The sequence below is a fragment of the Spirosoma sordidisoli genome (assembly GCF_004138325.1).
In the GTDB taxonomy this organism is placed as follows: domain Bacteria; phylum Bacteroidota; class Bacteroidia; order Cytophagales; family Spirosomataceae; genus Spirosoma; species Spirosoma sordidisoli.
Map to the genome: position 1 here is coordinate 231,105 of NZ_SBLB01000008.1, position 26,369 is coordinate 257,473.

The 26,369-nt window shown below is 54.0% G+C and carries 20 protein-coding genes and 4 tRNA genes; 5 read left to right on the forward strand and 19 right to left on the reverse strand.

Features of this window, described 5'->3' with window-relative positions:
* Positions 1-100: 100 nt before the first annotated feature.
* The 17 genes from rpoC to mnmD all read right to left on the reverse strand — a co-directional run bounded on the left by rpoC (position 101) and on the right by mnmD (position 18,147).
* Positions 101-4,468, reverse strand: a complete 4,368-nt coding sequence (gene rpoC / locus EQG79_RS25175; RefSeq protein ID WP_129605333.1) for a DNA-directed RNA polymerase subunit beta' — start codon at positions 4,466-4,468, stop codon at positions 101-103.
* Positions 4,469-4,604: 136 nt separating this feature from the next.
* The gene (gene rpoB, locus EQG79_RS25180; protein ID WP_129605335.1) at positions 4,605-8,474 is read right to left on the reverse strand and encodes a DNA-directed RNA polymerase subunit beta; all 3,870 of its coding nucleotides are present in this window, start codon (positions 8,472-8,474) and stop codon (positions 4,605-4,607) included.
* Between the two features lie 250 nt (positions 8,475-8,724).
* The gene (gene rplL, locus EQG79_RS25185) at positions 8,725-9,111 is read right to left on the reverse strand and encodes a 50S ribosomal protein L7/L12 (RefSeq protein WP_077923681.1); all 387 of its coding nucleotides are present in this window, start codon (positions 9,109-9,111) and stop codon (positions 8,725-8,727) included.
* A 96-nt stretch (positions 9,112-9,207) separates the two neighbouring features.
* Positions 9,208-9,741: a 50S ribosomal protein L10 gene (rplJ, locus tag EQG79_RS25190; protein ID WP_077923680.1), complete on the reverse strand. Its 534-nt coding sequence runs from the start codon at positions 9,739-9,741 to the stop codon at positions 9,208-9,210.
* 3 nt (positions 9,742-9,744) lie between these two features.
* Positions 9,745-10,443: a 50S ribosomal protein L1 gene (gene rplA, locus EQG79_RS25195; protein WP_077923679.1), complete on the reverse strand. Its 699-nt coding sequence runs from the start codon at positions 10,441-10,443 to the stop codon at positions 9,745-9,747.
* Between the two features lie 32 nt (positions 10,444-10,475).
* Positions 10,476-10,913: a 50S ribosomal protein L11 gene (rplK, locus tag EQG79_RS25200; protein ID WP_077923765.1), complete on the reverse strand. Its 438-nt coding sequence runs from the start codon at positions 10,911-10,913 to the stop codon at positions 10,476-10,478.
* Positions 10,914-11,066: 153 nt separating this feature from the next.
* Positions 11,067-11,627 (reverse strand): transcription termination/antitermination protein NusG, encoded by a 561-nt coding sequence (gene nusG, locus EQG79_RS25205; protein ID WP_077923678.1) that lies wholly within the window; start codon positions 11,625-11,627, stop codon positions 11,067-11,069.
* Between the two features lie 111 nt (positions 11,628-11,738).
* On the reverse strand, positions 11,739-11,930 hold the full coding sequence (gene secE / locus EQG79_RS25210) for a preprotein translocase subunit SecE (RefSeq protein WP_077923677.1): 192 nt from the start codon (positions 11,928-11,930) through the stop codon (positions 11,739-11,741).
* A 14-nt stretch (positions 11,931-11,944) separates the two neighbouring features.
* Positions 11,945-12,018 (reverse strand) — tRNA-Trp (locus tag EQG79_RS25215).
* 121 nt (positions 12,019-12,139) lie between these two features.
* Positions 12,140-13,327 (reverse strand): elongation factor Tu, encoded by a 1,188-nt coding sequence (gene tuf / locus EQG79_RS25220; protein ID WP_077923676.1) that lies wholly within the window; start codon positions 13,325-13,327, stop codon positions 12,140-12,142.
* 138 nt (positions 13,328-13,465) lie between these two features.
* A tRNA-Thr gene (locus EQG79_RS25225) sits at positions 13,466-13,537 on the reverse strand.
* Between the two features lie 89 nt (positions 13,538-13,626).
* Positions 13,627-13,699: transfer RNA gene (locus EQG79_RS25230), tRNA-Gly, on the reverse strand.
* A 48-nt stretch (positions 13,700-13,747) separates the two neighbouring features.
* Positions 13,748-13,830, reverse strand: a tRNA-Tyr gene (locus EQG79_RS25235).
* A gap of 143 nt (positions 13,831-13,973) precedes the next feature.
* Entirely contained in the window at positions 13,974-14,510 is a 537-nt protein-coding gene (locus EQG79_RS25240) for a hypothetical protein (RefSeq protein ID WP_129605338.1), read from the reverse strand.
* Between the two features lie 125 nt (positions 14,511-14,635).
* Positions 14,636-16,705, reverse strand: coding sequence for a M13 family metallopeptidase (locus EQG79_RS25245; RefSeq protein ID WP_129605340.1), 2,070 nt, complete (start codon positions 16,703-16,705; stop codon positions 14,636-14,638).
* A 121-nt stretch (positions 16,706-16,826) separates the two neighbouring features.
* Entirely contained in the window at positions 16,827-17,420 is a 594-nt protein-coding gene (locus EQG79_RS25250) for a thioredoxin family protein (RefSeq protein ID WP_077923764.1), read from the reverse strand.
* 58 nt (positions 17,421-17,478) lie between these two features.
* Entirely contained in the window at positions 17,479-18,147 is a 669-nt protein-coding gene (gene mnmD / locus EQG79_RS25255; RefSeq protein ID WP_077923673.1) for a tRNA (5-methylaminomethyl-2-thiouridine)(34)-methyltransferase MnmD, read from the reverse strand.
* A gap of 124 nt (positions 18,148-18,271) precedes the next feature.
* Between mnmD and EQG79_RS25260 the strand changes: the two genes are divergently transcribed.
* From EQG79_RS25260 to EQG79_RS25270, 3 genes are all read left to right on the forward strand, one after another.
* On the forward strand, positions 18,272-18,781 hold the full coding sequence (locus EQG79_RS25260; RefSeq protein ID WP_129605342.1) for a DUF4293 domain-containing protein: 510 nt from the start codon (positions 18,272-18,274) through the stop codon (positions 18,779-18,781).
* A 20-nt stretch (positions 18,782-18,801) separates the two neighbouring features.
* Positions 18,802-19,377, forward strand: coding sequence for a ribonuclease HII (locus EQG79_RS25265; RefSeq protein WP_129605344.1), 576 nt, complete (start codon positions 18,802-18,804; stop codon positions 19,375-19,377).
* 191 nt (positions 19,378-19,568) lie between these two features.
* Positions 19,569-22,049, forward strand: a complete 2,481-nt coding sequence (locus EQG79_RS25270; RefSeq protein WP_165358953.1) for a M12 family metallo-peptidase — start codon at positions 19,569-19,571, stop codon at positions 22,047-22,049.
* Between the two features lie 81 nt (positions 22,050-22,130).
* Here the strand turns inward: EQG79_RS25270 and EQG79_RS25275 are convergent, their stop codons facing one another.
* The gene (locus EQG79_RS25275) at positions 22,131-24,278 is read right to left on the reverse strand and encodes a 3-hydroxyacyl-CoA dehydrogenase NAD-binding domain-containing protein (RefSeq protein ID WP_129605348.1); all 2,148 of its coding nucleotides are present in this window, start codon (positions 24,276-24,278) and stop codon (positions 22,131-22,133) included.
* A gap of 42 nt (positions 24,279-24,320) precedes the next feature.
* Here EQG79_RS25275 and EQG79_RS25280 point away from each other — a divergent pair, with 42 nt between their 5' ends.
* On the forward strand, positions 24,321-24,536 hold the full coding sequence (locus tag EQG79_RS25280) for a hypothetical protein (protein ID WP_129605350.1): 216 nt from the start codon (positions 24,321-24,323) through the stop codon (positions 24,534-24,536).
* A complete protein-coding gene (locus EQG79_RS25285; RefSeq protein WP_129605352.1) occupies positions 24,526-24,975 on the forward strand; it encodes a type II toxin-antitoxin system VapC family toxin in 450 nt (149 codons plus the stop codon). The genes EQG79_RS25280 and EQG79_RS25285 overlap by 11 nt, the downstream gene beginning before the upstream one ends.
* Here EQG79_RS25285 and EQG79_RS25290 read toward each other — a convergent pair.
* Positions 24,972-26,180, reverse strand: a complete 1,209-nt coding sequence (locus EQG79_RS25290) for an acetyl-CoA C-acetyltransferase (protein ID WP_129605354.1) — start codon at positions 26,178-26,180, stop codon at positions 24,972-24,974. The genes EQG79_RS25285 and EQG79_RS25290 overlap by 4 nt on opposite strands.
* Positions 26,181-26,369 lie beyond the last annotated feature (189 nt).

Consider the following 26,369-nt stretch of genomic DNA (forward strand, 5'->3'; position numbering starts at 1 on the left):
TCATGGTGCAGAAAAGTTGGCTTTAAGAAAGCACGTATCTGACGGCAAAAAAAATCCCCGGTCATGGCTGACCGGGGATTATAACTTTATAAGCTTGCGCCTATACTGTTACTTTCTTCTTCGTACGGGCAAACTGCTCGCGCGATTCGGTCAGCGTTTCGAGTTCCTCTTTCGAGCCGACAATCGCATTCTGGTACCGGCGGATACCCGTACCAGCCGGGATCAGGTGACCTACGATTACGTTCTCTTTCAGTCCCTCGAGCGTGTCCATCTTACCACGGATCGACGCTTCGCTCAACACCTTGGTCGTTTCCTGGAAGGAAGCGGCCGAGATGAAGCTGTCCGTACCCAGCGACGATTGCGTGATACCCATCAGCGTTGGCTGCGATACAGCGGCCATAGCATCCCGAACGGTTACCAGCGCGAGGTCACGACGTTTCAGACTCGAGTTCTCGTCGCGAAGCTGACGGCTCGTTACAATCATACCCGGTTTGAAGTTGACCGAGTCACCAGCGTCCATCACGACTTTTGCATCAAGCATCTTGTCGTTCTCTTCGCGGAAAGCCCACTTGTCAACAACCTGTCCTTCAAGGAAGTTGGTATCGCCCGAGTCGATGATCTCCACTTTCTGCATCATCTGCCGAACAATGGCCTCGATGTGCTTATCGTTGATCTTCACCCCTTGCAGGCGGTATACTTCCTGAATTTCGTTCACCAGGTACTCCTGAACGGCGGTTGGCCCTTTGATAGCCAGAATGTCGCTCGGCGTAATGGCGCCGTCAGACAGCGGTGCCCCGGCCCGTACGAAGTCATTGTCCTGTACCAGGATGAACTTCGACAGCGGTACGAGATACTTCTTCTTCGTGCCGTCTTTCGACTCGATAAAGATTTCGCGGTTACCACGCTTGATGGTTCCGTAGGTTACTACGCCATCGATTTCGCTCACCACGGCTGGGTTAGACGGGTTACGGGCTTCGAACAATTCCGTTACCCGTGGCAGACCACCGGTAATATCGCGGGTTTTACCTACGTTACGCGGGATCTTGGCCAGCGGCTGACCAGCTTTAATTTTCTGCCCTGGTTTTACGACCAGACGCGACCCTACCGGCAGGTTGTAACTCTTCTGGAAGAGTCCCCCTTCGATATCGGCCAGGTGCAGCGACAGGGTGGTTGTTCCCTGAACCACAATAGCCGGGTTCTTCGCCTTGTCGCGGCTTTCGATGATAACCATCTCCTGGAAACCAGTCTGTTCGTCAAACTCTTCCCGATACGTGATACCATCTTCAATCGCATCGAACGTCAGTGTACCGGTCAGTTCCGACAGGATAACGGCGTTGTAGGGATCCCAGGCGCAGATATCGTCGCCTTTCTTCACTATATCGCCATCTTTTACCCGCAGGAACGCCCCGTATGGTACGTTGTTGCTGATCAGGACCACGTTGCGGTCGTTCGGGTTAACGATCCGGATCTCGCCCGAGCGGCCCATAACGACCGTTTGCGGATTGCCTTCCGAATCTTCCGACTCTACCGTACGCATCTCTTCAAACTCGATCAGACCGTCGAATTTCGCTTTGATCGACGCATCGACCGCAATGTTCGACGCCGTACCACCCACGTGGAACGTACGGAGAGTCAGCTGTGTACCCGGCTCACCGATCGACTGCGAGGCAATAACCCCAACCGCTTCACCGATGTCAACCATACGGCCCGAAGCCAGGTTGCGGCCATAGCACTTGGCGCAGACACCCTGCCGCGATTCGCAGGTCAGTACCGAGCGGATTTCAACCGTTTCGATGCTCGTTTCGTCGATCTGAGCCGCTACTTCTTCCGTAATCAGTTCACCCGATCCAACGATCAGCAGGGGTTTGCCATCTTCGCCTTTGAGCAGCGGATCGTAGATGTCGTGTACGGTTGTACGACCCAGAATCCGTTCTGACAGCGGCTCGACGATGTCTTCGTTATCTTTCAGCGCCGACACCTGCAGACCCCGCAGCGTACCGCAGTCGTCTTCGCTGATAATTACGTCCTGCGCTACGTCGTGCAGACGACGGGTGAGGTAACCGGCATCAGCCGTTTTCAGAGCTGTATCGGCCAGACCTTTCCGGGCACCGTGCGTCGAGATAAAGTACTCCAGTACGTCGAGGCCTTCTTTGAAGTTCGACAGAATCGGGTTTTCAATGATCTCACCAACCGAGCCCTGCAGGTTTTTCTGCGGCTTGGCCATCAGACCCCGCATACCGCCCAGCTGACGAATCTGCTCCCGCGAACCACGTGCGCCCGAGTGCATCATCATGTAGATCGAGTTGAACCCGCCCTGATCGGCTTCGAGCTGTTTCATCAGCGTTTCGGTCAGGCGCGAGTTAACCCGCGTCCAGATGTCGATAACCTGGTTGTAACGCTCGTTTTCCGTAATCAGACCCATTAGGTAGTTATCCCACACGCTCTGTACTTCGGCTTTGGCTTCTTCAACGAGTCCCTGCTTGGCTTCAGGAATCATGACATCGCTCAAACCAATCGACAGACCACCCCGGAACGCCATCTGGAAACCGAGTTCCTTAATCTCATCGAGGAACTGCGCCGTACGCGCACCACCCGAAATCTTGAAGATAAGCGCAATGATCTGTTGCAGCTTTTTCTTCGTCAGTAGTTCGTTGATGTAGCCAACTTCTTCCGGTACGGCCTGGTTGAACAACAACCGGCCCGCCACGGTGTCTATGACTTTATAAACCAGCTCGCCATTCTCGTCCCGAACTTTCACCCGGCATTTGATATTGGCGTGCTTGGAGACTTTTCCTTCGTTGATACCGATGATTACCTCTTCGGCACCGTAGAACGTCATGCCTTCGCCCGCAATGGGGTACTCTGGAATGCTCTTACGACCTTTCGTCACATAATACAGACCGAGTACCATGTCCTGCGACGGTACCGTGATCGGCGCGCCGTTGGCGGGGTTCAGAATGTTATGCGAGGCCAGCATCAGCAGCGATGCTTCCAGAACGGCTTCCTGTCCCAGCGGCACGTGAACGGCCATCTGGTCACCGTCAAAGTCAGCGTTGAAAGCCGTACAGACGAGCGGGTGCAGCTGGATAGCTTTACCTTCAATCAGCTTAGGCTGGAATGCCTGGATACCCAGTCGGTGCAGCGTTGGAGCCCGGTTCAGCAGAACAGGGTGACCTTTGAGCACGTTTTCCAGAATGTCCCAGATAACAGGGTCTTTCCGGTCAACGATTTTCTTAGCCGATTTCACCGTTTTAACGATACCCCGCTCGATCAGCTTCCGGATCACAAACGGCTTGAATAGCTCAGCCGCCATGTCTTTCGGCAGACCGCACTCGTGCAGTTTCAGCTCGGGACCAACCACGATAACCGAACGACCCGAATAGTCGACACGCTTACCGAGCAGGTTTTGACGGAAACGGCCCTGCTTACCCTTCAGCATGTCAGACAGTGACTTCAGGGCGCGGTTACCTTCCGAACGAACGGCGTTCACTTTCCGCGAGTTGTCGAACAGCGAATCGACCGCTTCCTGCAGCATTCGCTTCTCGTTACGCAGAATTACCTCCGGCGCTTTGATTTCGATCAGGCGCTTCAGACGGTTGTTCCGGATAATTACTCGGCGATACAGGTCGTTCAGGTCAGAGGTAGCAAACCGGCCACCATCCAGCGGGACGAGTGGGCGCAGTTCGGGCGGGATAACCGGTACCATCTTGATCACCATCCACTCGGGGCGGTTCTCGATACGGCCGTTGGCTTCCCGGAAAGCCTCTACTACTTTAAGACGCTTCAGGGCTTCGGCCTTACGCTGCTGCGACGTGTCGGTAGCCGCTGCGTGGCGCAGCTGATACGACAGTTCGTCCAGTTGCAGACGCGACAGCAACATCTCCAGCGCTTCGGCCCCCATCTTGGCGATGAACTTGTTCGGGTCCTTGTCGTCCAGGTGCTGGTTGCTGCTTGGCAGCTTGTCCATGATGTCGAGGTATTCGTCCTCGGTCAGGAAGTCAAGCTGGTTGATACCGTCTTCGGCTTTTACACCGGGCTGAACAACTACATAGCGCTCGTAATAGATAACCTGGTCGAGCTTCTTGGTCGAGAGCCCCAGCAGGTATCCGATTTTGTTGGGCAGCGAGCGGAAATACCAGATGTGCGCAACCGGCACAACCAGTTCGATGTGACCCATACGCTCCCGGCGAACCTTTTTCTCGGTTACCTCAACACCACAACGGTCACAGATAATGCCTTTGTAACGAATCCGCTTGTACTTACCGCAGTGACATTCCCAGTCTTTTACCGGTCCGAAGATGCGCTCGCAGAACAAGCCACCCATCTCGGGTTTGTACGTCCGGTAGTTGATGGTTTCCGGCTGTGTCACTTCGCCGTAGGAACTCTCCAAAATAGACTCCGGCGACGCCAGACTGATTGTCACACTGGCAAAGTCGCTGTTGAGTTTCTTGTTCTTTTTGAACGACATTGGTTGGAGATTTAATTAGTGGAGTTTACAGTTTTCTGTTTACTGCCTTCAGTTGGTCAATACAGGACACGTCTTGTACTGACCAACTGAAAACTGTTCCGGCGACCCGGCGAATACCGTAAACTGAAAACGTTTTTTACTCAAGTGTAATTTCGAGAGCCAGACCGCGTAACTCGTGAACAAGTACGTTGAACGACTCAGGAATGTTTGGCTTCGGCAGGTTCTCCCCTTTCACGATGGCTTCGTATGCCTTGGCACGGCCTACAACGTCATCTGATTTTACGGTTAGAATCTCCTGCAGGATGTTCGATGCGCCGAATGCTTCCAGCGCCCATACTTCCATCTCTCCGAAACGCTGACCACCAAACTGCGCCTTACCACCCAGCGGCTGCTGGGTAATGAGCGAGTAGGGGCCGATCGAACGGGCGTGCATCTTGTCGTCAACCAGGTGACCGAGTTTGAGCATGTAGATGATACCCACGGTTACCGGCTGATCGAAACGCTCACCGGTCAGACCGTTATACAGGTACGTACGGCCGAACGAGGGCAGGCCTGCTTCGTCAAGCTCGTCGGCCACCTGCTGTTCCGTGGCTCCGTCGAAAATCGGCGTAGCGTATTTACGATCCAGCTTCTGACCAGCCCAGGCCAATACCGTTTCATAGATCTGGCCCAGGTTCATCCGGCTAGGTACCCCAAGCGGGTTCAGCACGATATCTACTTTGGTACCATCTTCCAGGAACGGCATGTCTTCGTCGCGCACAATCCGGGCAACAACCCCTTTGTTTCCGTGACGACCGGCCATTTTATCCCCTACTTTCAGCTTCCGCTTCTTGGCGATATAGACCTTAGCCAGTTTCACGATACCCGCCGGCAGTTCGTCGCCTACTTCAAGCGTAAAGCGCTCGCGTTTGAACCGGCCCGTGATTTCGCTCCGACGGTTGTTATAGTTCTTCACCAGCGATACGATCATCTGGTTCAGTTTGTCGTCTTCTGTCCAGCCATCAAGGTTGATGTCCGAAAGCAGGTTCGCTTCTTCAGGAACGGCATAGCCACTCTCGTCGCGATACGGGTTCTTGTCGGGGAAGAGGTTATCCGTAATGTTCTTACGGCTGAACTTCACACCCTTGCTCACGACCTCATCGCCGAACTTATGCTTCACACCCTGGCTGGTTTTACCATCCAGCAGCGTAACCATCTTGTCGATCATGCGGGCGCGGAAATCGGTCAGTTCACGACCGTATTTCTTCATGAGCGCTTTCACCTCATCTTTGTGCTTACCCCGGTCTTCTTTGGCCGGACGAGCAAACAGTTTGGTGTCGATCACGACGCCTTTCAGCGACGGTGGTGCTTTCTTGGAAGCATCCTTAACGTCGCCGGCTTTGTCACCGAAGATGGCCCGCAGCAGTTTTTCTTCCGGTGTCGGATCGCTTTCTCCTTTCGGGGTAATCTTACCGATCAGGATGTCGCCTTCTTTCACCTCCGTACCGACGCGTACGATACCGTTCTCATCGAGGTTACGAACCGTTTCTTCGCTCACGTTCGGAATCTCAGAAGTCAGTTCTTCTTCACCCCGCTTGGTGTCACGTACTTCCAGTTCGAACTCTTCAATGTGGATCGACGTGAAAATATCTTCGCGCACAACCCGCTCCGAGATCACGATAGCATCCTCAAAGTTGTATCCCTGCCAGGGCATGAACGCAACTTTCATGTTCCGGCCCAGCGCCAGTTCACCCGCCTGCGTAGCGTAGCCTTCGCAGAGTACATCCCCTTTCTTCACCTTCTGGCCTTTCAGCACCGTCGGCTTGATGTTGATGCAGGTATCCTGGTTGGTCCGGCGGAACTTGATGAGGTTGTAGGTCTTCCGGTCTTCGTCAAACGTAACGGCCATCTGATCTTCATCGAGGCTGTAGCGAACAACGATTTTTGTCGAATCAACAAACTCGATAACGCCATCGGCCTCGGCAATCACCAGCGTCCGTGAGTCAACAGCCACCCGGCCTTCCAGACCCGTACCGACGATAGGCGCTTCGGGACGAAGGAGCGGAACGGCCTGACGCTGCATGTTCGATCCCATCAGGGCGCGGTTCGCATCGTCGTGCTCAAGGAACGGAATCATCGAAGCAGCCACCGAAACAATCTGGTTCGGCGCAATATCCATGAACGTCACGTTGGCGGGTTCCGCCATCGGGAAATCACCCTCGAAACGGGCCTTGAGCCGGTCGACCATGAAATTACCTTTCTTGTCGATGCCTGCGTTAGCCTGAGCTATGTAGTGCGTATCTTCTTCTTCAGCCGTCAGGTACATGACGGGTTTATCCATCGATACCTTACCGTTTTCAATAATCCGGTACGGCGTCTCAATGAAGCCCATGCTGTTGATTTTAGCATAGACACAAAGCGACGAGATCAGACCGATATTCGGACCTTCCGGGGTTTCGATGGTACACAGACGCCCGTAGTGGGTATAGTGTACGTCACGAACCTCGAAACCGGCCCGCTCACGGCTCAGACCACCCGGTCCCAGTGCCGACATCCGACGCTTGTGCGTCACTTCGGCCAGCGGATTGGTTTGGTCCATAAACTGCGACAGCTGGTTCGTACCAAAGAACGAGTTGATGACCGAAGACAGCGTACGGGCGTTGATGAGGTCAACGGGTTTGAAGTCCTCGTTATCACGCACGTTCATCCGCTCCTTGATGGTACGGGCCATCCGCGCCAGACCGACGCCAAACTGCGCGTACAACTGCTCCCCTACCGTCCGGACACGCCGGTTGCTGAGGTGGTCAATATCATCGACAACGGCTTTCGAGTTGATCAGGCCAATCAGGTACTTCACAATCGAGACAATGTCTTCGGTGGTCAGTACTTTCATGTCCGACGAAATGTCGAGACCGAGCTTTTTGTTGATCCGGTACCGGCCAACGTCGCCAAGATCATAGCGCTTATCCGAGAAGAACAGGCTCTGGATGATCTCCCGAGCGGTTTGCTCGTCGGGCGCGTCGGCGTTCCGTAACTGCCGATAGATTTGCTCCACAGCCTCTTTCTCAGAGTTGGAGCTGTCTTTCTGCAGCGTGTTATAAATGATATTGTAATCGGCCATGTTCATGTCTTCCTTATGCAGGATGACCGACTTCTGACCCGAGTCCGTTATCGTATCAATGTCATCGACCGAGATTGCCGAATCGCGCTCGAGAAGCACTTCGTTCCGGCTAATCGATACTACCTCCCCGGTGTCTTCGTCAACGAAGTCTTCCGTCCAGGTCCGCAGCACCCGGGCAGCTAACCGGCGACCGATCGCTTTCTTCAGGTTGGCGGGCGTAGCTGGTACTTCTTCCGACAGACCAAACAGGTCGAGAATGTCTTTGTCCGAACCAAAACCAATGGCACGCAGCAACGTTGTAACCGGGAATTTCTTTTTCCGGTCGATGTAGGCATACATGACATTGTTCACGTCGGTCGAGAATTCAATCCAGGACCCTTTAAAAGGAATAATCCGGGCTGAATACAATTTGGTACCATTTGTGTGTTTACTCATAGAGAAGAACACACCTGGCGACCGGTGCAGCTGCGAAACAATCACTCGCTCCGCTCCGTTAATGACGAACGAGCCTTTCTCGGTCATGTACGGAATGTTACCCAGGAACACCTCCTGCTCGATTGTCTCGAAATCCTCGTTGTCAGGATCGTTGTTCGACAGGCGGAGTTTGGCCTTGAGTGGCACCGAATAGGTTAATCCCCGGTCAATCGACTCATCGACCGAATACTTGGGCGGATCGACGGAGTAATCGATAAACTCCAGCTTGAAGTTTTCGCGGGAGTCGGAGATGGGGAAATTTTCCTGAAAAACTTTGAACAGCCCTTCTTCCGACCGTTGGTTGGAGGGGGTGTCAAGTTGGAAAAAATCTTTGAAAGACTTAACTTGGATATCTAAGAAATCAGGATACCCAATCACTGGCTGAATCGTCGCAAAATTTTTGCGCGTACTGATTTTCGCGTTTGTAGCCAAGATTGTACTCTGTTTAGTTGCGTAACCGATTCTCAATGAGCTCGTTGCGTGGTTTTACAACGGCATGTATAGTAGACGGCTATTCAGACCCCGGGTGTCACCCGACCTAAGGGGCGTAAATAGACAACGTAAGGCAATAAGAATAAGTTTGTCTTTTGCAAGGGCACAGACAAAAATTCTCCAAACAGGAAAAGACCAGATGTTAAACCTGGCCTCCCCTGCTTGGAGTACTATGCAAACAAGCAGTTGCTTATTTTACTTCAACTTCAGCACCAGCCTCTTCGAGTTGCTTACGCAGGGCTTCGGCTTCGTCTTTGGCAACGCCTTCTTTTACTGGTTTCGGAGCGGTGTCAACCAGTTCTTTCGCTTCTTTCAGACCCAGGCCCGTCAGATCTTTAACCAGCTTAACAACTGCCAGTTTAGCAGCACCAGCTGATTTCAGGATCACGTCGAACGAGGTTTTTTCAGCAGCGGCCGGAGCGGCATCGCCACCACCAGCAGCACCACCAGCTACCATTACGGGAGCGGCAGCAGCCGGCTCGATACCATACTCATCCTTCAGGATAGCAGCCAGTTCGTTAACTTCTTTAACCGTCAGGCTTACAAGCTGCTCAGCGAACGCTTTCAAATCTGCCATTGTAGTATTCTTAGTTGATTGTGATACAATTGTTTGTGAATTGCGAACGTCGTGTCCGCTTTTTTGTCGAAAGGCGGGTGTTGGCCCGCGTTACAGCTAGGCTGCCTCCTCGCGCTCCGACAGCGTTTTGAGGATACCGGCCAGTTTGTTGCCACCACCCTGGAGCGCCGAAATGACGTTCTTGGCAGGCGATTGCAGCAGACCAATAACTTCGCCAATAAGTTCTTCGCGGCTTTTCAGCGCAATCAGTGCGTCGAGTTGATCGGCACCGATGAACAAACTGCTCGAAATTGAAGCGGCTTTCAGTTGTAGCTTATCGCTGGTCTTGCGAAACTCTTTGATAAGCTTGGCCGGCGCTTTCTGGTCTTCGGGGTGAAACATCACCGCCGACTGGCCATGTAGTACCGTCTCGTTGAACGGAGCGTAGTCCGTTTCCAGCGTTTCGAGTGCCTTTTTGATGAAGCTGTTCTTCACCACTTTGTACTCGATACCGCGCTCAAAACACATCCGGCGAAGGTCATTGGTTTCAGCAACCGTCATGCCATTTGCTTCCGTGATGTAGAAGAAGGGAATGCTCTGGAACTTGCCAGTTAATTCCTCAATAATTGCTCCTTTTTCCTCGCGTTTCATGGCTTATACTCCGGCTACTGTGCCTTTATCTATCGTTACTCCCGGACTCATCGTGCTGGACATGTTGATCGTCTTCACGTAGGTACCTTTAGCCGATGAGGGCTTTAGGCGCAGCAACGTAGCGATGATCTCCTGTGCGTTTTCAGCCAGTTTTTCGGGCGGAAACGACACTTTGCCAATGCTGGTGTGAATGGCACCCTGTTTGTCGACTTTGAAATCGATTTTACCGGCCTTCACTTCGCGAACGGCTTTACCTACTTCGGGGGTTACTGTACCCGATTTAGGGTTCGGCATCAGACCCCGCGGACCCAGAACTTTACCCAGACGACCAACTTTAGCCATTACGTTCGGCATCGTGATGATCACGTCAACGTCCGTCCAGCCTTGTTCAATCTTCTGAATGTAGTCATCCAGGCCTACGAAATCAGCACCAGCCTCTTTCGCTTCGTTCTCCTTGTCCGGCGTGCAGAGCACCAGAACGCGAACCGTTTTACCCGTACCATGGGGCAGCGTAGCAACGCCACGTACCATCTGGTCGGCTTTACGCGGATCAACGCCTAACCGAACGTCAATATCCACGGAAGCGTCGAATTTTGTGTACGAAATCTCCTTCAGGATCTCAGCCGCCTGTTGCAGCGAGTATTCCTTGGCAGCATCGTACTTCGACAGGGCTTCCTTTTGCTTTTTCGTTAACTTAGCCATTTCTGTATTTGCCTCGGCAAGTCTATTGGTTCTTAAAACGGAGCAGTACCCGTCACCGTGATACCCATGCTGCGAGCCGTTCCGGCTACCTGCCGCATGGCGGCTTCAACCGTAAAGGCGTTCAGGTCGGGCATCTTCGTTTCGGCGATGGTCCGTACCTGATCCCAGGAAACCGAGCCGACTTTATTACGGTTCGGTTGAGCAGAGCCGCCTTTCAGCTTAGCTGCTTCCATGAGCAGAATCGGGGCCGGTGGGGTTTTGATGACGAAATCAAAGGACTTGTCCTTATAATACGTAATCAAAACCGGCAGTACCATACCCATTTTATCCTGCGTACGGCCGTTGAACTGCTTGCAGAATTCCATGATATTCAAACCCTTGGAACCCAGCGCCGGACCGATCGGAGGTGAGGGGTTAGCCTGCCCGCCTTTGACTTGCAGCTTTACGTAGCCACCTACTTCTTTTGCCATTGTGAAACTGATTTTACGATCGATGATGAACGAGGGGCGGCTGATCGTCACATACCAGACTGTTCTCTACACACCACAGACCAACTTTTTTAGCCGCTTGTCCACTGAGGGAAGCATTGGACGCCTGACCGATTCGAAAAGCCAAGTGGAAGCTTAGCTTTCCTTTTCTACTTGTGCGTAACTGAGTTCTACCGGAGTATTCCGGCCAAATATCTTTACGACGACGTTCAGCTTCTTCCGGTCGTCAAAAACTTCTTCTACTGTACCAATGAACCCGCCGAATGGACCATCGACGACTTTCACGTTCTCTCCTTTCAGGAAGGCAACTGTCTGAATAGAGACTTCCTGCGTTTCTTCTTCAACCTTACCCAGAATGCGGTTCACTTCAGACTGGCGGAGCGGTACGGGTACTTTGGTTGTTGTACCAACCTGTGAGTTCCCCAAAAACCCTAACACGCCGGGCATATTAAGGATCAGGTCAAGGGCCCGGTTATTGCCGAGGTCGGCCGAAATCAGGATATAGCCAGGAAAAAATGACTTCTCCCGAACGCGCTTCTTGCCGTTGCGCATCTCGTAGACCTTCTCGGCCGGAATCAGAATCTGGGGAATGACCTCGTCCAGCTTTTGCCGGATGACTTCATTTTCGAGATAAGATTTAACCTTTTTCTCCTGCCCCGAAACCGCCCGAATGACGTACCATTGTATGCCGCTCATAATTATTGTCCTTAAGTAGCCGTTGGCCAGTCATTCATTGTCAGGATTTACTGTCAGACCCGTTGCGGTAGATGACAATTAATGATAATGAACGACACCAAATGACTAATTCTAAAACGACTGATAGAAGACGTTGAGACCATTCTCAAACACCAGATCAATCAGTCCGACCATTAGCGCAAAAATCAGCGAAGCTACCAGTACGAGGGTCGAACTGGATTGCAGGTCGCTGAATTTCGGCCAAGTCACGTTGTGCTGAACTTCCTCCCAGGAGGCTTTCAGAAACGAGAGAAACTTGTCCATTGTATGTAAGGGATTGGCACGGGTGGAGAGATTCGAACTCCCATCAACGGTTTTGGAGACCGCTATTCTACCCTTGAACTACACCCGTTTATAGTGACTTTACGTAAACCCGGAACAGCGTGCCTCTGAAACGGACTGCAAAAGTACGGAATAATTGCAAAAAACAAGTGCACCCCTGTGAAGAAATGCACTTGTTTTACGCGTATTACTTAGTCGAGGATTTCCGTTACCTGACCAGCACCCACGGTACGGCCACCTTCGCGGATAGCGAAACGGAGACCTTTTTCCATGGCGATCTTGTTGATCAGCGTTACATCAATCGTGATGTTATCGCCTGGCATCACCATCTCAACGTTGGCAGGCAGCATGATCTCGCCCGTAACGTCGGTGGTGCGGAAATAGAACTGCGGCCGGTACTTGTTGAAGAACGGCGTATGACGGCCACCTTCTTCTTTCGACAGTACATAAACCTCAGCTTTGAACTTCATGTGCGGGGTTACAGAACCTGGCTTACAGATTACCATACCACGACGGATATCGGTTTTTTCGATACCACGGAGGAGCAGACCTACGTTGTCACCGGCTTCGCCACGGTCCAGAATTTTCCGGAACATTTCAACACCCGTTACAACTGACTTCAGGTTTTCTGCACCCATACCGAGGATTTCAACTGGCTCGCCCGAGTTGATGACACCACGCTCGATACGACCCGTAGCAACCGTACCACGACCCGTGATCGAGAATACGTCCTCTACCGGCATCAGGAACGGCAGATCCGTCTGACGAGGAGGCAGCGGGATGAATGTATCAACGGCATCCATCAACTCTTCGATCGTTTTCACCCACTTGGCATCGCCGTTCAGGCCACCAAGAGCCGAACCTTGGATAACCGGGATGTTATCGCCATCGAACTGATAGAAGCTCAGCAGCTCACGGATTTCCATTTCAACCAGTTCGAGCAGCTCTGGGTCATCGACCATGTCCACTTTGTTCATGAACACAACGAGCTGAGGAACACCTACCTGACGGGCGAGCAGGATGTGCTCACGGGTCTGGGGCATCGGTCCGTCAGTAGCAGCTACCACGAGGATAGCTCCGTCCATTTGAGCAGCACCCGTTACCATGTTCTTCACATAGTCAGCGTGGCCCGGGCAGTCAACGTGCGCATAGTGGCGAGAAGCCGTAGCGTACTCAACGTGCGATGTATTGATGGTAATACCGCGCTCTTTTTCTTCAGGCGCGTTGTCGATCGAGGAGAAGTCCCGAATTGCGGCCAGACCCTTTTCGGCCAGCACTTTCGTAATGGCAGCCGTCAGCGTCGTTTTACCGTGGTCAACGTGACCAATCGTACCGATGTTTACGTGCGGTTTCGAGCGGTCAAAATTCTCTTTTGCCATGTGTTTAAAACGCTATTGTGAACTGTTGTTTGTTTTGAAATAAACTCGCTGAACGTCAATCAAGCCGCCCGGAACCACGCTTAAGGAACGTAATTACGACACGGCTTAACTCAAAGCAGACCTCTCCGCGAAGTCCTGAGCCGTTACGGGGACTTGAACCCCGGACCTCTTCCTTACCAAGGAAGTGCTCTACCGCTGAGCTATAACGGCTTGTACTAACTTAACACAGCTAGCAGATACCACTAAAACAGCCGACAGCCCGGGGCCGAACGCTGTTGAGTACCAACTGCTTTCTGTTGAGCGGAAGACGGGTCTCGAACCCGCAACCTATAGCTTGGAAGGCTATCGCTCTACCAATTGAGCTACTTCCGCAAACTCAGCAACCCAAGATTACTTTCGTCGTCTTCAGTTACCAAATAGTGGGGAGTGGAGGATTCGAACCTCCGAAGGCGTACGCCAGCAGATTTACAGTCTGATCCATTTGGCCACTCTGGAAACTCCCCAAAAACACACTGTTAAAGAACAATTTCCGCCCCGTTTCCGGTTTGGAGTTGCAAAATTACAAGCTTTTACGGTGTTGTCAACATGTCAACTAAAAATAATTTGAATCTGACAGGAACAATTCTGTCAGGACACCGGCTAACAGCTACTTAATCAACTCGGTTAGGCGCTTTCCATCGGCGTAAATAATGTCGCTGATTCGCCAGCGACCGTTGGCCTGCTGCTCCAGTTCGCACCGCATTTCCTGCTCTTTTCCACTGGTATTGTACGTGACAAATACGACTGCTTTTGCGCCCGATACAGCGGCTGGCAGTACCCAGCGCTTCTGAATCTGCGCATCGGGCACATTGAAAAGCGGATTTATCTGTTTGCGGCTGGCGCTGGCTGCTGCTGCTTTTTTGTACAATCGTTCCGCAACCGGTTTGGTAAAAAACTGCTCGGCCAGCGCCGGATCTTTAGCCTCCAGGAAGGGATTTTCTTTGGTATCGTGCTCGAAGTAAAGCGCGCGCACCAGCCGGTCGGCCGCTGATCGGGGGGCGTCGGCAGCGGGTCGTTTGGTCAGGTCGACAGCGGCAGTGGTTGGCTCGGCAGCGGGCTTGCCGGTCGTTTCTTGCGCTGGCTTTTGCTGACAGCCCCCAATGAGCAGGATAGTGATGGTCAGCAGTGCGGCTAATTTCTTCATGCGAAAACGGGTTACGTCACAAACAAAAGCAGCCGGAGAAGAGAATCTACACGAAGCCGCGGCAAAAAACACAACAGCCGCGTCCACCCAGGCGAACGCGGCTATTGTTTCTGGTTTTGGGTTACCTACCAAACCTTGATCCGGTCTTCGGGCTTTTTGTACATTTTGTCGCCTGGCTTCACATCGAATGCCTGATACCAGGCCGTAATGTTGGACAGCGGGCCATTGCAGCGGTAAAGGCCGGGCGCATGGGGATCGGTCATGATTAATTGAGCCTGAGTTTCGGGCAGGACGTTGATGCGCCATACCTGTGCCCAGGACAGGAAGAACCGCTGATCGGGGGTAAAGCCGTCGATCATGGCTTTTTTGCCGTTGGCTTTTCCCTGCGCAGTTTTCTTGAAGGCATCGTAGGCGATGGCAAGGCCACCCAGATCGGCCAGGTTTTCGCCGAGGGTGAGTTGCCCGTTTACCTTGATCGAGTCGAGCACTTTGAACCCAAAGAACTGCTCTTTCACCTGATCGGCGCGTTTTTTGAAGTTGTCGGCATCCGCTTTGGTCCACCAGTCGCGCAGGGTACCGTCGGCATCGTACTGCCGCCCCTGATCGTCGAAGCCGTGGGTCATTTCGTGGCCGATTACGGCACCGATACCGCCGTAGTTGATGGCATCATCAGCGTCGAAGTCAAAGAAGGGAAATTGCAGAATAGCCGCCGGGAACGCGATTTCGTTATTGACGGGGTTGTAATATGCATTCACCGTTGGCGGAGTCATGCCCCACTCGGTTCGGTCGACGGGTTTGCCGAGCCGGTTGATCATGTAGTTATACGACCATTTGCCGGCCGATTTCACATTTCCGTAGAAGTCGTTCCGCGCAATCGTGACCCCATCGTAGTTCTTCCATTTGTCGGGATAGCCGATTTTCCGTTTAAACGACGTCAGCTTGGTCAGTGCCCGTTTTTTGGTGTCTTCGCTCATCCAGTCGAGCCCTTTGATGTGCTCTTTGTACGACGCTTCGAGGTTATCGACCAGGGTCAGCATACGCTGCTTGGCTTCTGGCTTGAAGTATTGCTGTACGTAGAGTTGACCCAGCAGGTCGCCCAGGGTACCGTCGATGAGGCCACTCACCCGCTGCCAGCGGGGAGTTTGCTCTTTCTGTCCGGTCAGCACCCGCGAGAATGCGAAGCTTTGTTTCACGAATGCGTCGCTTAGATACGGTGCAGCGCCTTTCAGGATATTCCAGCGCATGTAGGTACGCAGGTCTTCGATTGGCGTAGCGGCCACCAGACTATCGAGCGACCGGAAGAAGGTCGGGCTCTGCACCAGCACCGTATCCTGTCCTTTTACACCATACTTGCTTAGTTGATCGGCCCAGTTGATACCGGGTGTCTGCTGGCTGAAGTTCGCTACCGTAAACTTGTTGTAGGTCTTGTAGGGATCGCGCATCTCGACGCGGGCCATCTGGGCTTTGGCCAGCGCGGTTTCGACCCGCAGGATAACGTCGGCATCCTGCGAGGCCTGCGTTGGCTCTTCGCCGATGAGCGCAAACATCTTGGTCAGGTTGTCGCGGTACGCATCCCGGATTTTCAGGCTACGGGCATCGGTCTTCAGGTAGTAATCACGGTCGGGCAGGGTTGTACCTCCCTGGCTAAACTGCGGCAGGTACTTCGACACGTTTTTACGGTCCTGCGCCACAAAAAAGCCGAAGAGCATACCGTTACCCTGACTACGCTGGTAAGCCAGTTCGTCGAGGAAGGCGGTTTTGTTGTTGACTTTCTCGATCCGGGCCAGGTCAGGCTTGATGGGATCGAAGCCCCGCTTTTCGATGGTCAGGCTATCGATACCGCTGGCGTAATAATCGCCAACCATTTGGTACAACCGGCCTTTAGTCGTTGTTTTCGACGCGTCCTCGAGCAGCGACTTCATCGCATCGAGGCTTTTCTCCCGCAGCTCGTTGAAGCTGCCCCAGGATGTTTTGGAGGCCGGGATCGCGTTTTGTTTCAGCCAGTTCCCGTTGGCGTACTGGTAGAAATTGTCGCCCGGTTTCACGGACGTATCCATGTTCTGAGGGTCGATGAATTTGCGGGGAGCAGCGGCCGGCCGACCGGGGACCGGCTTCCCGATTTTCTTCGGAGGGGTAGCTGCCGTCAGCGCCATGGAGACGGCAATCACCGAAAGAAAAGTCAGTTGTTGATTCATGTACTCTATTGATTGGGTTGATGAGAAGCAACAAAAATACGCAACAAAATAACGCGGGTGCCAGTCGGTACCTCACAGAAATTCTGTAAAGAGCCAACTGGCACCCGCGTTATGTGCTGGTTTACTTCCCGGCCGTCAGCGAACCCTGAAAGGTTTTGGCGTAGGTACCGGCTTTATACTGGTCAAACGGCTCTTTCTGGTGGTAGTCGCGGCCAAAGTAGGTAATGATCTGGTGAAACGTACGGGGTTCCAGATAGCCGGCAATGGGCTGGATCAGGTTAAACTTTTCGTCCAGAAAGACGGTGGTCGGGTAGCTCATCTGGTTTCGCATCAGGGCTGCGGCCAGTTCATGGGCTCCGCGTCCGCTGGCGGTACCAACGTATTTGAACGTCTGCTTGCCGAGGGTGATGTCGGCGGTTTGCTCGGCGTTGAGTTTAACGGCGTAGAAGTTTTCGTTGACGTAATCAACGATAGCCGGCTTGGTGAATGTCTCGCGGTCCATCACTTTGCACCAGCCGCACCAGTCGGTATAGACATCGATGACGAATTTTTTGGGTTTCTTCTGCGTGGCCAGGTACGCTTCTTCGACCGTTAGCCATTTGATACGCTTCGGCGCAGGGGTTGGATCGGTGGCCGACAGCACGGGTGTCGGCAGGCGAAAGGCACTGATCGTAAGCCCGATCAGCACGAATGCAGTAAGCAGGAGACGGTTCATAGCGAGGTTGTTTAAAAAGTAACGCCCGATCACGAATAAAATTAGGAGAACAACCATTTTATGGCTTCATAGCCCGTAACACCTCCCGTTTCCGGGCCGGACCAGGCTGTTTGTCAACGACCAGGCCGGCTGCCCGCAGGTTACGCTGTACGTAGCTTTTGGAACAATAGGTGGTTAATATTCCAGATGGCAGCAACAAATGCGCCAATTTTTCAAAAATAGGAAGTTCCCACAACTCCGGCTGCGTGCTGGGTGCAAATGCGTCATAATAGATCAGGTGAAATTGCTCGCCGGTGCTGAAATCCTGCAGCCGCTGGTCAACTTTGGTCAGGGTCATGAACGGGCTAACCGAACAGACTTCATTCCAGGCTGACTGGTGGAGCTTAGACAGGTAGTCGGTACCCAGCAGAGCATCGTAATTAAGCGGAGCCGCATCGGCTAGCTGCATCGGGTAAGCCTCCAGGGCTGTATACCGGACCCGGCGCCGGGCCTTTTCGGCCTCGCGGGCAGTCAGCAAAGCGTTCAGTCCCGTACCGAAACCCATTTCCAGAATACTCAGCTCATCCTGCGGGAACCGGTCGAACGCAGCCTGCAGGCCCAACTCGATGAATACCCGCTCCGATTCCTGAAACGCCCCGAACCGGGAGTGATAGGTCGTATCGAACGGCTTGCTCAGGGCCGTGTGTGACCCGTCGGCCGTTACCATCAAACGCACGTCTGCTTTCATATTCTATTAGTTTTTCGGCTACTTTTGCCCTCTATAAACGGGGTTACAGTCGGTTACCGGATCCGCCCACGGCCGGGACTGCCCTGTACACGTTAGTACTTGTTATATTTTTTCATTACCCCCAATGATTCAACGCGTTCAGACCATCTTTTTGTTTCTTATCGTCATAGCCATGGGAATTGCTCTGGCCAACCCGCTTTGGGAGAAGGCTGGCCGGCAACTGCCCGAAATGGCGTATCTGACAGCCCTGCAATACAGCGAACAACAGGCCATTCCGCAACAGCCGGGCGTACCCGCCACTACGGCACCCACTACGCTGATCACCTCAGTCTGGTATCTGGGTCTGCTGATGGGTCTGGTAGCGCTGTCGTCACTGTATGCTATTTTCCAGTACCGCAACCGGCTCACCCAGACCGCCCTTTGCGCGGTAAACGCCCTGATGCTGACGGCTATTATGGGGATTATCCTGTACCGGACGCTCTACGCGGGCAAGGCTTACGGCAACCCGGCAGACCAGGGCACATTCCTGCTGGGCTTTTACGCCATCGTGGCGGCTCTGGTGTTCAACGCCCTCGCCAACCGCTTTATTCGACGCGACGAGAAGCTGGTGCGCGGCTCTGACCGACTTCGCTAGTGAGTTAACCGACCTGTCTGTTGTTACGCTCTTATTACAACGCCGACGCCGTTGAAGCGGGTTTAGATGAGGTAGGCCGGGGCTGTCTGGCCGGGCCGGTGGTAGCCGCTGCGGTTATTTTGCCCCGACACTACACCCATCCGGTGCTGAACGACTCCAAACAGCTCAGCCGCGCCCAGCGCGAAACGTTGCGGCTGGATATCGAGCGGGATGCGCTGGCGTGGGCGGTTGCGGAAGTATCGCCGGCCGATATTGATCAGATCAATATTCTCAAAGCCAGCTTTCTGGCCATGCACCGGGCGGTCGATTCTCTGACTGTCCGGCCCGATCACCTGATCGTTGACGGGAATCGGTTCGTGCCGTATCCCATGATTCCGCACACCTGTATCATCAAGGGCGACGCGCACTATCTATCCATTGCAGCCGCGTCAGTACTGGCCAAGGTATACCGCGATACCCTCATGGAGAAGCTGGGAGCAGCTTTCCCCGCCTATGGCTGGGCACAGAACGTGGGCTACCCAACCCCAATCCATCGGGCCGCTTTACGGGAGTTTGGCCCCACCCCCCACCATAGAATGTCGTTCCGGTTGCTATAGTTCAGGACAGCCTTGTCTCCTGCCCCGACACCGACTGGTGCGGATTAACTGGCTATGGATGTATACGCACGCTAGACATTTGAAAATGTAAAGCACCGTTTACTAAACACTAGCCTTTGTTACCTATCCTTGATAGGCTCATGATGGATTTGCGCATAAACTTGCGACAAAATATCCACCGCGTCCTGTTGATGAATCTCCGGTCGTACTTCCTCTTTGTACTTGCTTTGATGGTGCGCTTCCCGGCTGTGGTAGCGCAACAACAGACACCTGTTCCCCTACAGCAACAGGTTAACCAGGCCCGGCAGGCATCGAAAGCGCAGGCTTACCCGCTCTTCAGCCCGACCAGTACCGTGTCTTATAACGCGGGGGTATTTCAGCCCGACCAAAAACCCGTAACCCTTCGTATAGACCCGAACGTACTCGACCAGATTACACAAGAACGTCCGGACCTGCTGGAATTTACTATCCCAAACGGACCTACCGCGATTGAGCTCGAACTGGTCCCCATCGACCTCTTTTCACCGTCCGGCAAAATACTGATCGGCAACGGCAACCGTACCCTCGAAAGTCCCATAAATCCGGGCCTGTTTTACCAGGGCTTCATAAGAAACAAGCCAGCCTCCCTGGTATCCATCAGCATCGTGGATGGCGAACTCAACGGTTTCGTAGCCGACGAAACCGGCACCCGATCCATCAGCCGACTGGCCCGGAGCCCCGGCAATTACCTGTTCTACGCCGACAATACAATCAGCAAAAAGCAGCCCTTCACCTGCCTGACAGACAACACCAGCCCTACGAGTCCGGTACTGAATCAGTCGCCGATCGCGCCGGAAGCGATCAGTTGTAAAGTAGTTGGCATCTATCTGGAAGCCGACTACCAGACTTACCTCAGCAGCGGATCGAGCGTAACCGCCACGACCAGCTTTATCATGAACCTGTTCAACCAGGTAGCTACTATCTACAATCGGGAAAACATTGCCATCCGGATTTCGGGTATCAAGGTCTGGACCTCATCTGATCCGTACGCGTCGGCTACCTCCACCGGCGATGCGCTGGATGCGTTCAGAAACTACCAGAACAGTAACCCGCCACCTGGCATCACCTCCCAGCTGTCGCATCTGCTGTCGACCCGTGGCCTGGGGGGCGGACAGGCCTATCTGGACGTGTTATGCAATCCGTTTTTCAAGTACGGCGTCAGCGCCAACCTGTCGACGACCTATCCGGAGTTCCCCAACTACTCGTGGGAAGTCATGGTCGTTGCGCACGAGCTGGGGCATAATTTCGGCTCCCCCCACACCCAGAGCTGCACCTGGCCCGGTGGCGCCATCGATAATTGTTACACTACCGAGGGCAGCTGTCCGCCGGGACCGGCTCCGACCAACGGTGGCACGATCATGAGCTACTGTCATAATACCGGCTATGGGATAAACCTGGCCAACGGCTTCGGCCAGCTACCGGGAAACCTGATGCGCAGCCGGGTTACGACCAGCAGCTGTGTTCCGTCGGCGGCCGATCCGCCCGTTAGTCTGGCGACCAGAAATATTAGCGCTACAGGCGCTACCGTTTACTGGGTGTCCAATTCGGGCAGTACCAGCTTCCTGGTGCAATATCGCCCCGTATCCAGCAGCACCTGGACAACCGTTGGGCCATTTACGGGTCCGCGCCGAACCCTGACCGATCTGCAACCGAACACAACCTACGTATGGCGGGTAACCGGCGAGTGCTCCGGCGCTTACTCTGCCGAGGCTACCTTCAGCTCCGGACAGGCAATCTACTGCGCACCGATGTACAGTAACGATGGTTGCCCGTTTAGCATCGGTATTAAGCAGGTAGTAGTCAACAACACGGCACTTTCTGTCAACACGGGCTGTTCGCCCAGCTATTTTACGTTCTACCCGGGCACGCCCGGCAGAGTATCCAAAACAACCGCCAACACCTTTATCGTTGACTTCATCAACTACTTCAATCCGCAGCACCTAACGATCTGGATCGACTTCAACGAGAATTACGACTTCGAGACCAGTGAGCTGGTATACGCTACCAGTCAGCAATTTATAGCTCCGGTTTCGGCATCTTTCGTCATTCCCGGTACAGCTACCGGTGGCGTTACCCGACGCATGCGCATCCGAAACCAATACTTCTCGCCCATTACTGATCCCTGCAACACCCTCTCCTACGGCGAAACCGAAGATTACCTGGTTTATATCGAGCCGGACTGTGCCCCGCCCCCAACCATCAACCTGTCGGCCTCGACAGCCAGCTGTTTGCAGAGCACCACCCTGAGCGTGACAAACTGCACAGGTACGGTAAGCTGGCTTCCGAGCGGATCGGGCAATACGCTGGTCGTGAACCCAACCCAGACAACAAGCTATACGGCCACCTGCACCACCACGGGGGGGTGTCGCGTGAGCCGTACAACCACGCTGGTCGTGTTGCCCGACATGGTTACGGTCCGGAGCGGCAACTGGTCTGACCCGTCGGTCTGGTCGTGCAACCAGGTTCCATCGGCCGTTACGCCAGTGACGATTCGGACCGGCCATCGGGTCACGATCCCGGTCGATTATACCGGGTCAGCCCGTTCGTTGCTGCTGCAGGGGAATCTCAATTTTCAGACCGGCGCCCGGCTTAATGTTATTCCGACAACGGTTAACCTCTCCCGGACCAACTGACCGGGTACACTGCGCATAAACCACAACCGCCCGGTACGAAACGACTCGTACCGGGCGGTTGCAGCTATGGGGCAGGCTTACTCAGGCCAGTTGTGGCTGGCTCGCCCGCTCGCGCAGTTTTTCGGTCGGCCGAAACCGGTCGCCGTACTGATCGGCAAGCCGGTCGAGGGTTTCGACGAAGGTATCGGCCCCGACAAAGTCGACGAAAGAAAGGGCTCCACCCGTATAAGCCGGGAATCCCCACGCCAGAATAGACCCCAGATCGCCGTCGAGTCTGGTACGTACAACGCCTTCTTCGTAGCAGCGTACGGCTTCAATGGCCTGCCGGTACAGCAGCCGTGTTTTGACCTCGTCGAGGCTGGGCTGCTGATCGGCTACCGGGTACAGATCGGCCAGTCCCGGCCAGAGCTGTTTGGTGCCGCCTTCCGGATAGTCGTAGAACCCGGCTTTGGCTTTCTTACCGATACGCCCCAGCTCGTTGAATGTTTTGACCATCTGATAGGTAGGCTCATCGGCCCGCATGGCCCCGGCCCTGATCGACTCGGTCATTACTTTCAGGCTCAGGTCGAGCGCTACTTCATCGTGAACCGCCAGCGGACCAACCGGCATACCGGCCATTTTTCCGGCATTTTCGATCAGCACCGGGCTAACCCCGTCTTTCAGCAGCTCCATGCCCTCCGAGGTATAGGTACCGAAGCAACGGGAGGTGTAAAATCCGCGCGAGTCGTTGACCACGATGGGTGTTTTACGGATCTTACGGGTATAGTCCATCGCTGCCGCCAGCGCGTAGTCGGACGTTTGTTTACCCACGATGATCTCCACCAGCATCATTTTATCGACGGGCGAGAAGAAGTGAATACCGATGAAGTTCTCAGGTCGGGCCGAAGCCTCCGCCAGTCCGCTGATGGGTAATGTGGATGTGTTCGAGCCAAATACGCCGTTCGCTGCCAGCATCGGTTCGGCTTCGCGGGTTACCTGCGCTTTCAGATCGCGATTCTCGAAAACAGCCTCGATGATGAGGTCGCAGCCCTGCATATCGGCATAGTCGGCGGTGGGTTTGATCAGGTTCAGGATGCCATCTACCTTCAGCGGGTCAACCTTGCCGCGCTCTACCCCCTTCCGAAGCAGTCCGCGGGAGTAGTCTTTGCCGCGTTCGGCGGCTTCGACCGAGACGTCTTTCAGCACGACCTCGATACCCGCCTGTGCCGACACGTAAGCGATACCGGCGCCCATCATCCCCGCGCCCAGAATGCCTACTTTTTTCACCTCGGTCTTGGGCTGGTCTTTGGGTCGGCTGGCTCCTTTGTTCGCTTCGTTCATCCCCAGGAACATGGTCTGGATCAGACTCTTTGCTACTTTGGAGGTCGCCACTTTCACAAAATGGCGGGCTTCGATGACCAGCGCCCGGTCAATGTTTACCTGCAGGCCCTCGTACACGCACGACATGATTTCGAGCGGAGCGGGGTAATTGCCTTTGGTTTTATCCATCAGCATGGCCGTGCCGGCGGCAAACGTCTGCGCGCCCACCGGACTCTGCACGTTACCGCCGGGTACCTTGAAATTGTCTTTACCCACAATCTGGCCGGTTTTACGGTCTATCTCGTCCCACGGTTTCAGCGGTTTCTCATTGGCCATAATCCAGGCGCGGGCTTTATCCAGCAGCTGCTCCGGCGTATCGGCTATGTCGTCGATCATGCCCAGCTTTTTGGCTTCCTCGACACCTACTTTCCTGCCTTCCAGAATCAGCGGCAGAGCGGCCTGAATACCGATCATCCGCGGCAGCCGCTGGGTTCCGCCCGCGCCCGGCAGCAAGCCGATGGTCACCTCGACCAGACCGATGAGTGTTTTCGGATTTTTCAGGGCTATCCGATGATGGCAGGCCAGACAGATTTCGTAACCGCCCCCCAGCGCCGTGCCGTTTATAGCCGCCACGGTGGGTTTCCCGCTTGTTTCGATAGACCGAAATACCCGGTTCAGCTCCGACGATACCTTCAGCATCTCGGCCGGGTCTTTATCGTTGTTACGCAGGATCATTTTCAGGTCGGCACCGGCCACAAACTCAGGTTTGGCCGAGGTAATGATTACGCCTTTTACGGCCTCGTCGGTATACGCCTGCCGAAGAGCCGCTTCGAAGGCAGGAATCGACTCATCGTTAAGAACATTCATCGGGGCCGAGGTCATGGCCCATGAGATGATGGCTATATTATTGTCAACGGTGTACTGAATCATACAAACGTTCTTTTTGTAATTTTATAAGAAAAGACGCGAACTATGCGAGCCATTCGACTCATTCAGAAGCCGCAGAACGGCCAGATTACCTTTACCGTGCCCGACGAAATGCGCGATGAAGCGATCATCATTGAGTTTCGGCCTATACATGACGATGATCGTGTATCGCTGGTAGAAACCGCGCAGCAACTATTTGACTGTTTACCTGATCCTAATCCGGATTTTGACTGGAACGCGCTAAATGTCTATGAGCAATAAAATCTTTCTAGACAGCTCTGTTTTAGTCGAATGGGCTAAAAAAACGCAACCTGAACTCTTTATTGGTTTACAGAATAGCTCGTATGAGTTATGCATTAGTCAGATTACGTTAAGTGAATTCAGCTACTATTGGCTAGCGGTTGGTGGCCAAAAAGCGCCGGTTACCCTAAAGCGGGATGGCAAAATTCCGACCGTATTACAACAATATAATCCGGTCAACCTGCTGACCAAACTAACCTGGCTTGAGACGGATGAGCGAATTGTGGCCATCCATATTCGTTTAATGATGCAATACAATCTACTGCCCAACGACGCGCTGATTCTGGCGACTTGCCAACTCAATAACATCAAGCAGATTGCGAGCTACGACGCCGACTTTGAAACCGCATGCCAGGCCGAAGGTATCCGGCTTATCCGCTCTGTGGCTGAACTGGCTTAGTTGACGCGTTCAAAAATGGTGGCGATGCCCATGCCGCCCCCGATACAGAGCGTCGACAAACCAAACTGCTTGTCCGAACGCTCCAGCTCATCGATGAGCGTAGCCGAAATAATGGCCCCCGTAGCGCCCAGCGGATGCCCCAGCGCAATGGACCCACCGTTTACGTTCAGCTGGCTGTGGTCAACGCCAAACTCATCCATAAACAGCATCGGCACAGCCGCGAAGGCTTCGTTTACCTCGAACAGATCGATGTCTTTGATGCTCATGCCCGCCCGCTTCAGCACCTTGTGCGTAGCCGGAATTGGTCCCGTTAGCATGATGGTCGGCTCCGAACCGACAATGGCGAACGCTTTGATCCGGGCGCGGGGTTTCAGGCCCGATTGTTCGCCAAAGGCCTGGCTCCCGATCAGGACCGCAGCCGCCCCGTCAACAATCTGCGATGAATTACCCGCGTGGTGAACGTGGTTGATTTTATCGAACTGCGCGTATTTCAGCAGCGCGAGGGCATCCAGCCCCATCTGCCCCATCATCTCGAAGGCGGGTTTCAGCTTGCCGAGGCTCTCGACGGTCGTACCGGGCCGAACGCCCTCATCACGATCGAGCACGGTAAGCCCTATTTCGTCTTTCAGCGGCACCAGCGTTTTATGGAATCGATTGGCCGCCTGCGCATCGACCGCCCGCCGGTACGATTCGGCCGCAAAGGCGTCAACGTCGCTGCGGCTGTAGCCGTGCTTCGTTGCGATCAGATCGGCCGAAATACCCTGCGGTACAATTCTATGGCGGGCCACAATCTGCGGGTTCATGAAGATAGCGCCCCCATCGGACCCCATCGGCACCCGCGACATCGACTCGACACCACCCGCTACGATGGCATCGACCTGCCCCGACATCACGTAGGCACCGGCCATGTTGATGGCTTCGAGCCCCGACGAACAGAAGCGGTTGAGCTGAACACCCGCCACGGTTTCGGCATAACCGGCTTCGAGGGCCGCCGTTCGGGCAATGTCGGCGCCCTGCTCACCGATGGGGGTTACGCAGCCCATGATGACATCGTCTACCAGAGCCGTATCGAGTTGGTTGCGGTCGCGGAGTTCGCGAAGTATGCTGGTCAGGAGTTGTATAGGTTGCACATCGTGCAGCGACCCGTCGTTTTTGCCCCGGCCCCGGGGCGTTCTGACGGCGTCGTAAATGAATGCATCTGCCATAGGTAGGTCAACAAATTAGTATGCATGCATACGGTTTTTGATCGAACAAAAGTACGGCAAAGTTTAAAACGGGCAACGCGTTTGTACTGAAGTCTTATTTTATTTAACGATCCGGTCATTCCGGGAGGGATTGTTGCTGACGCGCATGAGACGCAAAGGCCGGGCCGCCGTCGCGGTTGCGTCTCTACA